The following is a 14408-nucleotide window of genomic DNA, read 5'->3' as shown; positions in this document are numbered from 1 at the left end:
CGGACCGGCCCTCAGAAACCCGCCCCGCGCTCACGCATCCACGGTCCCGGGGCGATCGCCGACCCCATGTGGGGGGTGAGCCGCACCTCGAAGTGCAGGTGCGGCCCCGAGGAGTTGCCGGTGGTGCCGGCCTGCCCGATCCACTGTCCGGTACGCACCCGCTCCCCCTGGTCGACCATGACCCCGGCCAGGTGCGCGTACTGCGTGTAGTAGCCGTCCGGGTGCCCGAGCACCACCTCGATCCCGAAACCGCCGCCGCAGGAGACGGAAACGACACGTCCCGCGCCGACGGCCCGCACCGGTGTGCCGATGTCCACGGCGAAGTCCTGCCCGGTGTGCCGGCTCCTCCAGCGCGCCCCCGTACCGCCGAACCCGGCGGACAGCTCGTACTCCTTCACGGGGGTCACCCACGTGGGCGTGGCGGGTGGTTCCCCCTCCTCCCGCCGTACGGCGCCGGCGCAGCGCCCCGCCGCGACACTGCGGTCCGCCTCGCCCTGGAGCTGCCACCGGGCGTCCTCCAGCTTCGCCGCGATGCCCCGTTTGACCGACGCGAGCCGCAGCGTACGGACGTCGAGATCGCGCCAGGCAGCGGTCGCCCGCCGCTCGTCCTCGAGGAGCCTGCGCTCGGCCCGCTCGGCCCGGTGCAGCGTCCGGGTCACGGCCAGCCCGGCCTGCCGGGCGAGCCGGTGGCTGTCCACCACCTCCTGCGGATCGTCGGCGAGCAGCAGTTTCGCCGCGTACACGATGCCTCCGCCGCCGGCCCGGTACCGGGCACGCGCGATCCGGCCCACGTCCCCGCGCAGTCCCTCCATCTCGCGCCGCTCCTTCTCGATCAGCCGCTCCAGGCGCAGCGCCTTCGCCCGCTGGCTCCGGGCCTCGCGCCTGCCGCGCTCGTACGCCTCGACGGCCCGGGCGGCCTCTTCGTACAGCCGCGCCACCTCGGCGCCGATGGCGGGCCCGTCGGAGGGGGAGTCGTCACCGGCCGGAGCAGAACCCGGCACGGCGGAGGCACGGGTGAGAGGAGCGGCGGCGACAGCAGCGGGCGCGGGAAACCACAGAAGCACGCACAGCACCGGCACGAGCAGCCGCTGGCAGGGTCCGAGGTGCATTCACGGATCGTGTCCCGGCCACCCCGCGATCGCGGGTACCAGGGCCACGTCACCGGGGTGTCGTCCCGCCATCCGGCGTACCCGGGGCGCTGCGGGGGCGCTGCAGCGGTGCTTCCCACACCACCGTCGTGCCCCCGCCGCCCTCCCGGAGCCCCGACCCGCACCGGCTCGTACCGCCCAGGGACTCGGCGCGCCGCTTGAGGTTGCGCAGTCCGCTGCGCCGGCCGCCCTCCGGGATGCCGACACCGTCGTCCGCGACCGAGAGCCGCACCCCCCGGCTGCCGTCCGCCAGCTCGGCGGTGGCGTCGACGACGACTTCGACACGGGACGCCCGCGCGTGCCGGAAGACGTTGGACAGCGCCTCGCGCAGCGCCGCGACGAGATTCTTGCCGGTGAGCTCGCCGACCAGCGCGTCGACCGGGCCGACGAAGCGGTGCGCGGGCCTGAAGCCCAGCGGCACGGCCGCCATATTGATCTCCCGCAGTACGCGCGTGCGCAGCCCCACGGGCGCCTCGGCCGGACCCTGCTGGAGCGCGAAGATGGCCGTACGGATCTCCTGGATGGTCACGTCCAGCTCGTCCACCGCCTTGCCCACCCCGGCCCGCACCTCGGGCACGACGGACCTGCGCTGCGCGCTCTCCAGCATCAGTCCCGTGGCGAACAGCCGCTGGACGACCAGGTCGTGCAGATCGCGGGCGATCCGGTCGCGGTCCTCGTACACCGCGAGCCGCTCCCGGTCCCGCTGCGTCTCCGCCATCATCAGCGCGAGCGCGGCCTGCGAGGCGAACTGCGTGGCCAGCGTCCGCTCCGACTCCGTGAACGGCTTCCCGCCCCGCGCGCGCGGGGTGGCGAGGGCGCCCAGCACCCGGCTGCCGCTGCGCAGCGGCAGCAGCATGCACGGTCCGTACCGCTGCGCCATCCTCGTGATCATGAGGGGGTCACCGGCCGGACCACCGGTCAGGTCACCCGCCGGGCCGCCGGCCGAGTCACCGGCCGGGGCGCCGATGAACACCGCCTCGCCGTCGAGAAGCCGCGCGACGACCGGGCTCTCCGGCGGGAGAACCACGCCGAGCGACTCGGACGGTTCGTCGGCCGAGACCGCGACGATCTCCAGGCCGCCCTCCTCGGCGGGCAGCAGCACCATCGCGGCGGCCGAGTCGGCGAGGTGGCGGGCCTGTTCCGCGACGACGGTGAGCGCGTCGTCGGCGTCGCCGCCCGACAGGAGCGCGGTGGTGACGGCGACGGACCCGTCGATCCAGCGCTCGCGCTGCCGGGCCGCCTCGTACAGCCGGGCGTTGCCGATGGCGATCCCGGCCTCCGTGGCCAGCACCCGGACCATGTGCAGGTCGTAGTCGTCGAACTCGGCTCCGCCGTGCTTCCCGGCGAGGTAGAGGTTGCCGAAGATCTCGCCCTGTACGCGGATGGGGACGCCCAGGAAGGTCCGCATCACCGGGTGGTGCGCCGGAAATCCGGCGAAGCGCGGGTCGGTCGTCAGGTCGCCGAGCAGCACCGGTTCGGGGTGCTGGACCAGGGCGCCCAGCAGCCCCTGGTGACCGTCCGGCAGCCGCCCGATCCGCTGGGCCTGCGCCTGGGTCACGCCGTACGTCACGAAGTCGGACAGCCCGTCGCGCTCCTGGTCGACGACGCCGATCGCCGCGTACCGGGCGTCGGCGAGTTCCGCGGCGGTCTCGCAGATCCGGTCGAGGGTGGAGTGCAGTTCGAGCCCCGTACCGACGGACCGCATGGCCTCCAGCAGCTGGGGCACGCGCGCGGTGAGTTCGGTGGAGAGGCCCAGCAGGCCGCGGGTCGCCTTCGCGGCGGCTTCGCGGTGGTCTTCCGGTTCCGGCACGTCGTGCACTGGCATGCCCCCGAGCCTAGTAAGGAAGTACCGTTTCGGGCGAAAAGCCGGGTGTACAGCGGTTCATCCGGTCAGGCCGATACGACCGGTCGACCGGTCAGACCGGTTCGGCCTCCCGTTCACGCTCCAGCATCCGCCGCAGCGGCCCCTCGGCCTCCACCAGCGCCGCGTACCCACCCCGCTGCACGACGCGCCCGTCGTCCAGCACGATCACCTCGTCCACGGCCTCCAGTCCCCGGAGCCGGTGCGTGATGATCAGCGTCGTACGCCCCTCGGTGGCCCTGAGCAGGTCGACCGTCAGCGCGTCCGCCGTCGCCAGGTCGAGGTGCTCGGCGGGCTCGTCGAGCACGAGTACGGGGAAGTCGGCGAGGAGGGCGCGGGCCAGCGCGAGACGCTGGCGCTGGCCGCCCGAGAGGCGGGCGCCGTGTTCGCCGGTCATCGTGTCGAGGCCGTCGGGCAGGCCGTCCACCCAGGTCAGCAGCCGGGCGGCAGCGAGGGCGCCCCTCAGCTGCTCCTCGGTCGCGTCGGTCCGGGCCAGCCTGAGGTTCTCGCGTACCGAGCTGTCGAAGATGTGCGCGTCCTGCGCGCACAGGCCGACGAGCCCGCGCACGTCGTCGCCGTCCAGCTCGGCGGCGTCCGTCCCGCCGAGCGTGTACGTCCCCGCCCGCGCGTCCAGGAAGCGCAGCAGCACCTGCGCGAGCGTCGTCTTCCCCGCGCCGGAAGCGCCGACCACGGCGATGCGCCTGCCCGCTTCCAGCGTGAGGTCGAGGCCGGACAGCGCGTCCCGCTCCTGCCCGGCGTACCGGGCGCTCAGCCCGCGCACCTCCAGCGGGAACGGCGACGCGGGCCGGACGGCGGGGGTGTGCGGCTCGTGCACCGGCACCGGCGCGTCCAGCACCTCGTACACGCGCTCCGCACTGTGCTTGACGCGCCGGCGGTACTGCACGGCGAGCGGAAGTCCGGTGACGGCCTCGAAGGCGGCCAGCGGAGTCAGCACGACCACCGCCAGCGTCACCCCCGACAGCCGCCCCTCCTGTACCGCCTGCACCCCGGTGAGCGCGGCGAACACGACGGTCAGCCCGCAGGCCAGCGAGGAGAGCCCGCCGCCGAGGGCGGTGGCGGTCGCACTCCGCGAGGCGATCCGCGTCAGTGCCCCGTCCGCTTCCCGGACGCCCTGGACACGCCGCTTCAGCGCGCCCGCGACGGTCAGCTCGGCCGCTGCGCCGAGCAGGTCGACGACGCGCGTCGCCAGCGCTCCGCGCGCGGGCGCCAACTGCCGTTCGGCCCGCCGGGCACACGCCCCGCTCAGCCACGGCACGCCCACCCCGGCGACGAGCAGCCCGGCGGCCAGCACCGCACCGGCCTCGGGCAGCAGCCACGCGGTGAACCCGACAGCCCCCGCGCTCACGACGACCGCCGTCCCGACGGGCAGCAGCCACCGCAGCCAGTAGTCCTGGAGCGCGTCCACGTCCGCGACCAGCCTGGACAGCAGATCACCGCGCCGGGTCTCGCGCAGCCCGGCGGGTGCGATCCGCTCCAGCCGCCGGTACACGGCGACGCGCATCTCGGCGAGCATCCGCAGCACGGCGTCGTGCGACACGAGCCGCTCGGCGTAACGGAAGACGGCCCGCCCGATGCCGAAGGCCCGGGTCGCGGTGACCGCCATCATCAGATAGAGCACCGGGGGCTGCTCGGAAGCGCGCGAGATCAGCCACCCGGACACGGCCATGAGCCCGACGGCCGATCCGAGCGCGAGGCTTCCGAGCCCCAGCGCGAGCCCCAGCCGCCCCCGCAGCTCCCCGGCGGCTTCCCGGACCCTCCCCAGCACCCCACGCCCACCGGAACCGGCCGCGCCCGCTGCCGCCACGGGGCCACCACCCACACCCACCGGCTCCACCGACACCACCGGCTCCACCGACGCCACGGAAGCCACCGGCCCCACCGGAGCACCCGCCGTCGCCCCGCCGACGGGCGGGAGGGCCAGAGACCCTTCCGCCCCGAGGGAAAGCGCGTCCCGCACACCCGCGTCCGCCTCGCACGGCCGGGTCAGTTCCACCACCCGGTCCGCCACGGCCAGCAGCGCCGGCCGGTGCACGACCAGCACCACGGTCCGCCCCGCCGCCAGCCTCCGTACCGCCTCGACGATCCCCGCTTCCGTCTCGCCGTCCAGGTTCGCCGTCGGCTCGTCGAGCAGCAGCAGCGGCCGGTCCGCGAGGAACGCCCGGGCGAGGGCGAGCCGTTGGCACTGTCCGGCCGAGAGACCGGCGCCGTCCTCCCCGAGCCGCGTCTCGGCGCCCTGGGGGAGCGCGGCCACGAAGTCGTACGCCCCCGCGTCCCGCAACGCCGTCTCCACCGCCGCGTCGTCCGCCTCCGGCCGCGCCAGCCGTACGTTCTCGGCGACCGTTCCCGCGAAGAGGTGCGGCCGCTGCGGCACCCACGCGATCCGCTCGCGCCACCGCTCCATCGACACGTCCGCCAGGTCCACCGCGCCCGGCCCTTCGCCGACGACCACACGCCCCTCGTCCACCGGGGCAAACCCCAGCAGCACGTTCAGCAGCGTGCTCTTGCCGACCCCGCTCGGCCCGACGACGGCGACCGTCTCGCCCTCCCCCACGACCAGCGACGCCGAGTCCAGCGACGCCTCGGTCCGCCCCGCGTGCCGGACCGTCACCCCCTCGACCCGCAGCGGCCCCGCGGGAGCGTCCGCGTCACCCGCCGGCCCTCGCGGCTGCGTCTCCAGAACCTCGAAGATCTCCTCCGCGGCGGCCAGCCCCTCCGCCGCCGCGTGGTACTGCGCCCCCACCTGCCGCAGCGGCAGGTACGCCTCGGGCGCCAGCACCAGGATCACCAGACCCGTGTACAGATCCAGGTCCCCGTGCACCAGCCGCATACCGATGCCCACCGCGACCAGCGCCACCGACAGCGTCGCCAGCAGCTCCAGTGCGAACGACGACAGGAAGGCGATACGCAGCGTCCGCATGGTGGCCTGCCGGTACTCGGCCGTGATCGACCGGATCGACTCGGCCTGCGCCTTCGCCCGCCCGAAGACCTTGAGCGTCGGCAGCCCGGCCACCACGTCCAGGAAGTGCCCGGACAGCCGCGAGAGCAGCCGCCACTGCCGGTCCGTCCGCGCCTGGGTGGCCCACCCGATCAGGATCATGAAGAGCGGAATGAGCGGCAGCGTCACCACGATCACCGCCGCCGAGATCCAGTCCTCGGTGACGATCCGCGCGAGCACCGCCACGGGTACGACGACCGCGAGCCCGAGCTGCGGCAGGTACCGCGAGAAGTAGTCGTCCAGCGCGTCGACGCCCCGCGTCGCCAGCGCCGCCAGCGACCCCGCCCTTCCCCGGGCTCTCGGCTCCGCTCGAGCAGGGGAGACCCCGTCTCCCGTCAGCCAGCCGGGCCCCAGCGCGACGGCCCGCTCCAGCAGCCGCCCCCGCAGCTCGGACTTGACCGCCGCGCTCGCCCGGTGCGCGGCGAGTTCCGTCAGCCACGCCACCAGGGCCCGTCCCACCGCGACCGCCGCCAGAAGCATCAGCGGTGTACGCAGCTCCGGGCCGTCGAGCCCCCGCTGGAACGCGCCCACCACCACCTCGGCGACGAGCATCGCCTGGGCGATGACCAGGCCCGCCCCGGCAAGGCCGAGGACCACCACGGCTCCCAGGAAGAGGCGCGTGGCGCGGGCGTACCGGAGCAGACGCGGGTCGATCGGTTTCACGTGAAACATCTCCCACTAGTGCGCATCGGCGATGTGCTGCGTGCCGATCCGCTTACGGAACACCCAGTACGTCCAGCCCTGGTACAGCAGCACCACCGGCATCGCGATCCCGGCGCACCAGGTCATGATCTTCAAGGTGTACGGCGTGGACGAGGCGTTGGTGACCGTGAGGCTCCACGCGTCGTTCAGCGAGGAAGGCATGACGTTCGGGAACAGCGTCAGGAACAGCATCGCGACCGCGGCCACGACGGTCACCCCCGAGAGCCCGAACGCCCAGCCTTCGCGCCCCGCCGCCGTGAACCCGACCGCCGCGACCAGGGCCAGCACCGCCACGGCCATCGCGACCAGGCTCGCCGCGCCGCCGTCGTCCGCCTGCGTCCAGCCCAGGAAGGCGAGCGCCAGCACCCCGGTGACGGCCCCGAGCCCGAGCGCGAGCTTGCGCGCCCGCTCCCGGATGTCACCGAGCGTCTTGAGCCCCGCGAAGACCGCGCCATGGAAGGTGAAGAGGCTCAGCGTGACGAGCCCGCCCAGCAGCGCGTACGGGTTGAGCAGGTCGCCCAGGGTGCCGACGTACTCCATCTCGGCGTCGATCTTCACGCCGCGCACGATGTTGCCGAAGGCGACGCCCCACAGGAACGCGGGCAGCAACGAGGTCCAGAAGATCGCGTGCTCCCAGTTGGCCTGCCAGCGCTCCTCGCTGCGCTTGACCCGGTACTCGAACGCGACGCCGCGCACGATCAGGCAGAGCAGGATCAGCAGCAGCGGCAGGTAGAACCCGGAGAAGAGCGTGGCGTACCACTCGGGAAAGGCGGCGAAGGTCGCGCCGCCCGCGCTCAGCAGCCACACCTCGTTGCCGTCCCAGACGGGGCCGATCGTGTTGATCAGTACCCGCTTCTCGGTCCGGTCGCGGGCCAGCAGCTTGGTGAGAACGCCGATCCCGAAGTCGAAGCCCTCCAGGAAGAAGTAGCCGGTCCACAGGACGGCGATCAGGACGAACCAGACGTCGTGCAGTTCCATGACTGTGCAGCTCCCTCGGCCTAGTACGAGAAGGCCATCGGCTTGTCGGCGTCACGCACGTCGCCGCCGATCTTCGTGGGCGGGTTCAGGTCGGCCGTGCTGAGCTCGGGCGGTCCGGCCTTGACGTACTTGACGAGCAGCTTGACCTCGATGACGGCCAGGACGGCGTACAGCAGGGTGAAGGCGACCATCGAGGTGATGATCTCCGCCTGGGACACACCGGGGGAGACCGCGTCGCGGGTCTGCATCACGCCGTAGACGACCCAGGGCTGCCGCCCCATCTCGGTGAAGATCCAGCCCCACGAGTTGGCGATCAGCGGGAACGCCATCGTCCACAGGGCCAGGAGCCAGTACAGCCGGGTGAGCCTCGGCCCGAGCGGCTGCCTCAGCAGCACCAGGTGCGGCACCTCCTCCTCCCCGGTCAGCAGGGCGGCCGGCAGCAGGAACTTCTTCCGCGTGAGCCACAGCCCCAGCAGTCCGAGGGAGAAGGACGCCATGCCGAAGCCGATCATCCAGCGGAAGCCCCAGTAGGCGACGGGGACGATGGGCTTGTAGTCACCGGGGCCGAACTTCTCCTGCAGGGCCTCATTGGTGTCGTTGATGCCGGGCACGTAGGACTCGAAGTCGCTGTGGGCCAGGAAGGACAGCAGGCCGGGTATCTCCAGGGCGACCTTGTTGTGCCCCTTGTCGACGTCCCCGTACGCGAAGACGGAGAAGGGCGCCGGGCTCTCGCCGTCCCACAGCGCCTCGGCGGCGGCCATCTTCATCGGCTGCTGCTCGTACATGACCTTGCCGAGGGTGTCGCCGCTGACCGCGGTGAGCAGACCGCCGACCGTCAGGGTGACCAGGCCGAGCCGCAGCGACGTCCGCATCACCGGGACGTGCTTCTTGCGCATCAGGTGGAAGGCGGCGATGCCCACCATGAAGGCGCCACCCGTCAGGAAGGCCGCCGAGAAGCTGTGGAAGACCTGGTTGAGGGCGGTGTTCTGGGTCAGGACCAGCCAGAAGTCGGTGAGCTCGGCGCGGCCCTTCTCCTCGTTGATCCGATAGCCGACGGGGTGCTGCATCCAGGAGTTGGCCGCCAGGATGAAGTACGCCGACAGCAGGGTGCCGATCGAGACCATCCACATGCAGGCCGCGTGGAGCTTCTTGGGCAGCTTGTCCCAGCCGAAGATCCACAGTCCGATGAAGGTGGACTCGAAGAAGAAGGCGATCAGCGCCTCGAAGGCCAGCGGCGCCCCGAAGACGTCACCGACGAAGCGCGAGTAGTCGGACCAGTTCATGCCGAACTGGAACTCCTGGACGATGCCGGTGACGACACCCATCGCGATGTTGATCAGGAAGAGCTTGCCCCAGAACTTCGTGGCCCTGAGGTACTTCTCCTTCTGCGTACGCACCCAGGCCGTCTCCAGCCCCGCGGTGAGCGCGGCCAGCGAGATCGTCAGGGGGACAAAAAGGAAGTGGTAGACGGTGGTGATGCCGAACTGCCATCGCGCGAGAGTCTCCGGCGCCAGAGCTAGGTCCACGTCGCCTTCTCCTTCGTATCGCCTCGGAGCTTGTGGAGCTTGTGAACGCGTTCACATTCACAAGCAACAGTATGGCGCACACGCACTGCGCGGCATCCAGCCGGGGGGTACAACTGTGCCCCCGAACACCTCCGAAAAGGCACACGAGGGCACAGGAAAGCAAGGAGTAAAGGGCGATTCAGCCACAACAACCAAGGCAAGGCCCTCGGACGGGGCGGAGCGTGTGACTTACAGCTCCCTGCGGAACGCCTCCGCGGTGTGCAGCAGGATGTCGTTGGCCTCCGCCTCGCCGATCGTGATCCGCAGCCCCTCGCCCGCGAAGGGCCTGACGACGACGCCGGCCTTCTCGCAGGCCGCCGCGAAGTCGGCCGTACGCTCCCCCAGTCGCAGCCAGACGAAGTTCGCCTGTGTGTCCGGCACGGTCCAGCCCTGCTTGACCAGCGCCTCGTACACCCGCGTGCGCTCGCAGACCAGCGAGCCGACCCGCCCGAGCAGCTCGTCCTCGGCCCGCAGCGAGGCGACCGCCGCGTCCTGCGCCAGCTGGCTCACACCGAAGGGCACCGCCGTCTTGCGCAGCGCGGCCGCCACCGGCTCGTGCGCGACGGCGAAGCCGACCCGCAGTCCGGCCAGCCCGTACGCCTTGGAGAAGGTGCGCAGCACCGCCACGTTGGGGCGGTCGCGGTAGAGCTCGATGCCGTCGGGCACCTCCTCGTCCCGGACGAACTCCCGGTACGCCTCGTCCAGCACCACCAGCACGTCCGAGGGCACCCGGTCCAGGAACCGCTCCAGCTCGGCCCCGCGCACCGCCGTGCCGGTCGGGTTGTTCGGGTTGCAGACGAAGATCAGCCGGGTCCGCCCGGTGACCGCGTCGGCCATGGCGTCCAGGTCGTGCACGTCACCGTCGGTCAGCGGCACCTCCACCGCCGTGGCGCCGCTGATCCGCGTGATGATCGGGTACGCCTCGAAGGACCGCCAGGCGTAGATCACCTCGTCGCCGGGGCCCGAGGTCGCCTGGAGCAGCGACTGCGCGACCCCGACCGACCCGGTGCCGGTCGCCAGGTGCGACACGGGCACCCCGAACCGGTTCGCCAGTTCGTTCATCAGGCCGGTGCAGGCCATGTCCGGGTAGCGGTTGAGGCTCCCGGCCGCGGCGATCACGTCGTCCAGCACACCGGGCAGCGGCGGATACGGGTTCTCGTTGGAGGACAGCTTGTACGCCACCGGTCCCCCGGCGGCGGCAGGCTTCCCCGGCTTGTAAGTGGGGATGCCGTCCAGCACCGCGCGCAGCTTGGGGTTCGTCTCGCTCACTTCGGGTCCTCCTCGACCGTACGTACCGCCAATGCTGCTCACCTTATGAGGATTGCGGCCTCCTGCGAATGGCAGGCGCACAGAACAGGGGGGAGCGCTCGCCGCCCTGGCGCGCGCCCCTGGCCCACTCCGTGGCGCGCGTCCCTCGTGAAGGTGAGTTGAGACCTCTTCGAGACATGGGCCACTGGGCAGGCACGTGCCGATCGACACGTGCCAATGGTTCGCGTTTCTCGCCAACTCCCTTGTAATCCAAGGTTATTAACGGGACGGAGCCTTGCAGAAACGTACCTGTCAACGCCTGCATATGCACCCGCCCTAACCACCTGCCCGAGCCCTACTATCGGCTCGCCATGACAGCAGCAGGGAAGCATCAGGTGAGCCGGACGGAAACCCACCGGCGGAGCACCCGGTCGGGACGAGCGGGCATTCGGGACGTCGCCGCCGCAGCCGGTGTCTCCATCACGACGGTCTCGGACGCGCTCAACGGCAAGGGCCGGCTCCCGGACGCCACCCGCAGCCATGTCCGCGAGGTCGCCGAGAGACTGGGCTACCGCCCCTCCGCGGCGGCCCGCACCCTCCGTACCGGCAAGTCGGGCCTCATCGGCCTGACCGTGACCACCTACGGGGATGAACCTTTCACCTTCACGGAGTTCCCCTACTTCGCCGAGATGGCCAGAGCCGCCACGTCCGCCGCGCTCGCCCGCGGATACGCCCTCGTCATCCTCCCCGCCACCTCCCGGCACGACGTCTGGTCGAACGTCGCCCTCGACGGCACCGTCGTCATCGACCCGTCCGACCAGGACGCGGTCGTCACCGAGCTCGTACGCCAGGGCCTTCCCGTCGTCTCCGACGGCCGGCCCGCCGGCACCCTGCCCGTGACCGCCTGGGTCGACAACGACCACGAAGCAGCCGTCCTCGGCCTGCTCGACCACCTCGCCGACGCCGGAGCCCGCCGCATCGGACTGCTCACCGGCAACACCACCGACACCTACACCCGCCTGTCCACCGACGCGTACCTGTGCTGGTGCGAGCGCGTCGGCCAGGACCCGGTGTACGAGTCCTACCCGGCCCACGACCCGTGCGCGGGCGCCGTCGCCGCCGACCGGCTGCTGGCCCGCCCGGACCGGCCCGACGCCGTCTACGGCCTCTTCGACCCCAACGGCACCGACCTGCTCGCCGCCGCCCGCCGCTACGGACTGCGCGTCCCCGAGGACCTGCTGCTCGTCTGCTGCAGCGAATCCACCGTGTACGCCGCCACCGAACCGCCCGTCACCACGCTCTCGCTGAAGCCGCGCAGGATCGGCACGGCCGTCGTCCAGCTCCTCATCGACGCCATCGAGGGCGTCAACCCCGACGGTCCCGTCGAGCAGGTCATACCGACCGAACTCATCGTCCGGACCTCCTCGCAGCGCCGGCCGCCCCGCACCAAGGTGAGCCCACCGCGCTCACCTTCCGGGGACTGAACTCCCCAATTCGGGCGAAACCAGCAGAGAACCACGTGCGCATCCGGATTCACCACCCCTGGTGCGTCACAGAGGACGAGCCGCATTCCTATGATGGGCGCACGACACCGCGGACCCACCACGACCAGGTGGGGCCGGAAGGTGTACGGCGGCGCGCGACGGTGGTGGAGGGGTCGATGACACAGGGGGCCGGTCAGGGACCCGCAGTGCGGACGGCTACATTGCGGGACTTCCGCGTACCGCCGTACGCACAGCCCCCCATTCCCGCGCACGCGCCGCACCCGCACGCCGTCGGGAGCGCCTACGCCCCCGACGAGGAGCCGGAGGGGTACACCCCCACGCAGCGCGACCTGCCGGTGATCAGCCGCGGCGGCCCGGGCGACACGGTCCGGATGACCGCGCAGACCGGACCCGAGCCGCGGCCCGCCGCCGGCGAAGGGCTCGGGCCGCTCTTCGTCGTGGGCGACGTGCACGGCTACCTCACCGAACTGCTCGCCGCCCTCGCGGAGCAGGGACTCGTCGACGCCGAGGGCCGCTGGGCCGCCGGCAACGCCCGGCTCTGGTTCCTCGGCGACTTCACCGACCGCGGGCCCGACGGCATCGGCGTCATCGACCTCGTGATGCGGCTGTCCGCCGAGGCCGCGGCCGCAGGCGGCTACTGCAAGGCCCTGATGGGCAACCACGAGCTGCTGCTCATCGGCGCCAAACGGTTCGGCGACACCCCCGTCAACTCCGGTGCGGGAACGGCTACCTTCCAGGCCGCCTGGCTGCTCAACGGCGGCCAGAAGTCCGACATGGACCGCCTCCAGGACGTACACCTCCAGTGGATGTCCCGCCTCGACGCGGTGGCACTGGAGGACGCGCACCTGCTGACGCACTCCGACACGACGGCCTACCTCGACTACGGCCACACCATCGAGGACGTGAACGACACCGTCCACGACATCCTCACGCGCAACGACGCCGACGAGTGCTGGGACGTCTTCCGCAAGTTCACCAAGCGCTTCGCCTTCCGTGACGAGGGCGGCGCCCAGGCGGTGCGCGAGCTGCTCGGCGCGTACGGCGGCGAACGCATCGTCCACGGTCACAGCCCCATCCCCTACCTGCTGGGAGAGGTGGGCAACGAGAGCGCGGACAACGGCGGCGAGAACGCGGGGCCGGTCGTCGAAGGGCCTCACGTGTACGCCGACGGGCTCGCCATCGCCATGGACGGCGGCGTGACCATGGCCGGAAAGCTGCTGGTGGTCCGGCTCCCCCTGCACGGCTGACCCGGGCCGGGGAGGACGCGGCCATATCCACGCCGCACTTACCACTGGTCCCTATTTCCGGAAACCCCCTGTCACCCCCTGCCATGAGCGCTCTACCATCGGCTTATCCGTAGCAGGCTCTCCTCCGTTTCCGCCCAACCGCCCGCCCGGAGCGGGCTGTACGGCCCTACGGAGCATCGGGGGATGCACATGAACAGCAGCGCTCCGCACCTGCTGGCCGAGGACCGCCCGGAATTCGAAGGCGTCCTCGACGAGGCACTGCGCACCGCTCGTCACCGTCCGGATCCGGCCGCTGCCGGGCAGCGGCTCACCACCGCACAGCTGCGCACCATGGCGATGGACGCCAGCGCGCTCATCGCCGCCGCCGCGGCCGCCGAGTACGACCACTACGTCAAGGTCCGCCAGGGAGTACGCACACCTCCCGCGGCGGCCGGCCGCGCCGGCCGCGCCCTCCCCCTGGGGGAGGGCGCCGAGACGACGGGCGCGGGCGCCGTCGCCGTCGCCGCCGTCCTGACGCCGCTGCTCGCGGGAACCGCCGCGGCCGTCTTCCTGATCGTCGGCTCCCTGCTCACGCTGCTCACGCCCGAACCCGCCTTCGCCCGGACCCTGCTGACGGTGGGCTGGCTCTTCGGGGCGCTCACGGCGGCGGGCATCCTGGTCGCCGCGGCCGGGCTGCTGCTGGCGGCTCTGCGCAACGGCTCGACGGCGTTCTTCGCGGACCGGGGGAACGAGCTGCCGGAGGAGGTCGCCCGGGCCAGGGAAGCATGGCGCCACGCCCTGCTGGAGCGGGGCGTCCTGCCGTTCCTGCGCGAGGCCCTGGCCGGGCCGGGCACGGACCCGCCGGACCCGCCCGGCCCGGCGCCGCACCGGCCCGCCGGCCGTATGCCCGGCCTGGGGTACTCACGGCCCGACTACAGCAGTCCGGGCCCGGACGGCGGCACCACGCCGGGGCCGCGCCCGAGCTTCTCCAGCCCGGACTTCTCCAGCCCCGACTTCGGCGGCCCGGACCACACACCCGAGTGACCCCTGCAGCCGGGGCACCGCCTGCGCCGCCGCGCGCTCCACCGACGCGCGGCCGTGGGCGGGGATCAGCGCCAGGTGGAACAGCGCCGGGGCCGGCGGGGCCCACCGGTGCATC

9 protein-coding genes are annotated in these 14408 nt (G+C 72.2%); 3 read left to right on the top strand and 6 right to left on the bottom strand.

The features are described from left to right. Positions 1-11: 11 nt before the first annotated feature. The 6 genes from ABD374_RS16955 to hisC all read right to left on the bottom strand — a co-directional run bounded on the left by ABD374_RS16955 (position 12) and on the right by hisC (position 10539). Positions 12-1109, bottom strand: coding sequence for a M23 family metallopeptidase (locus tag ABD374_RS16955; RefSeq protein ID WP_344496013.1), 1098 nt, complete (start codon positions 1107-1109; stop codon positions 12-14). A 49-nt stretch (positions 1110-1158) separates the two neighbouring features. Beyond that, positions 1159-2973, bottom strand: coding sequence for a sensor histidine kinase (locus ABD374_RS16950; protein ID WP_344496011.1), 1815 nt, complete (start codon positions 2971-2973; stop codon positions 1159-1161). A 91-nt stretch (positions 2974-3064) separates the two neighbouring features. Further along, positions 3065-6688, bottom strand: a complete 3624-nt coding sequence (gene cydD / locus ABD374_RS16945) for a thiol reductant ABC exporter subunit CydD (RefSeq protein WP_344496009.1) — start codon at positions 6686-6688, stop codon at positions 3065-3067. Positions 6689-6703: 15 nt separating this feature from the next. Then, positions 6704-7705, bottom strand: coding sequence for a cytochrome d ubiquinol oxidase subunit II (cydB, locus tag ABD374_RS16940; protein WP_344496007.1), 1002 nt, complete (start codon positions 7703-7705; stop codon positions 6704-6706). A 20-nt stretch (positions 7706-7725) separates the two neighbouring features. Next, a complete protein-coding gene (locus ABD374_RS16935; protein ID WP_344496005.1) occupies positions 7726-9231 on the bottom strand; it encodes a cytochrome ubiquinol oxidase subunit I in 1506 nt (501 codons plus the stop codon). Positions 9232-9459: 228 nt separating this feature from the next. Further along, entirely contained in the window at positions 9460-10539 is a 1080-nt protein-coding gene (gene hisC / locus ABD374_RS16930) for a histidinol-phosphate transaminase (RefSeq protein WP_344496003.1), read from the bottom strand. Positions 10540-10889: 350 nt separating this feature from the next. On the opposite strand from hisC, the gene ABD374_RS16925 reads away from it, so the two are divergent. The 3 genes from ABD374_RS16925 (at position 10890) to ABD374_RS16915 (ending at position 14293) form a co-directional block, all read left to right on the top strand. Continuing rightward, positions 10890-12002 (top strand): LacI family DNA-binding transcriptional regulator, encoded by a 1113-nt coding sequence (locus ABD374_RS16925; RefSeq protein WP_344496001.1) that lies wholly within the window; start codon positions 10890-10892, stop codon positions 12000-12002. A 176-nt stretch (positions 12003-12178) separates the two neighbouring features. Continuing rightward, positions 12179-13270, top strand: a complete 1092-nt coding sequence (locus tag ABD374_RS16920) for a metallophosphoesterase (RefSeq protein ID WP_344495999.1) — start codon at positions 12179-12181, stop codon at positions 13268-13270. 183 nt (positions 13271-13453) lie between these two features. Then, positions 13454-14293, top strand: a complete 840-nt coding sequence (locus ABD374_RS16915; RefSeq protein WP_344495997.1) for a hypothetical protein — start codon at positions 13454-13456, stop codon at positions 14291-14293. The last annotated feature ends 115 nt before the right edge of the window (positions 14294-14408 follow it).

The sequence above is a fragment of the Streptomyces enissocaesilis genome, assembly GCF_039533765.1.
GTDB classification, from domain to species: Bacteria; Actinomycetota; Actinomycetes; order Streptomycetales; family Streptomycetaceae; genus Streptomyces; species Streptomyces enissocaesilis.
This window is presented reverse-complemented; position numbering and strand designations above follow the sequence as displayed.

Excerpts from the sequence above, each read along its gene's own strand:
- ABD374_RS16955 (WP_344496013.1), bottom strand. The coding sequence starts at position 1,109 with ATGCACCTCGGACCCTGCCAGCGGCTGCTCGTGCCGGTGCTGTGCGTG.
- ABD374_RS16915 (WP_344495997.1), top strand. The coding sequence starts at position 13,454 with ATGCACATGAACAGCAGCGCTCCGCACCTGCTGGCCGAGGACCGCCCG.
- ABD374_RS16920 (WP_344495999.1), top strand. The coding sequence starts at position 12,179 with ATGACACAGGGGGCCGGTCAGGGACCCGCAGTGCGGACGGCTACATTG.
- ABD374_RS16950 (WP_344496011.1), bottom strand. The coding sequence starts at position 2,973 with ATGCCAGTGCACGACGTGCCGGAACCGGAAGACCACCGCGAAGCCGCC.
- cydB (WP_344496007.1), bottom strand. The coding sequence starts at position 7,705 with ATGGAACTGCACGACGTCTGGTTCGTCCTGATCGCCGTCCTGTGGACC.
- ABD374_RS16925 (WP_344496001.1), top strand. The coding sequence starts at position 10,890 with ATGACAGCAGCAGGGAAGCATCAGGTGAGCCGGACGGAAACCCACCGG.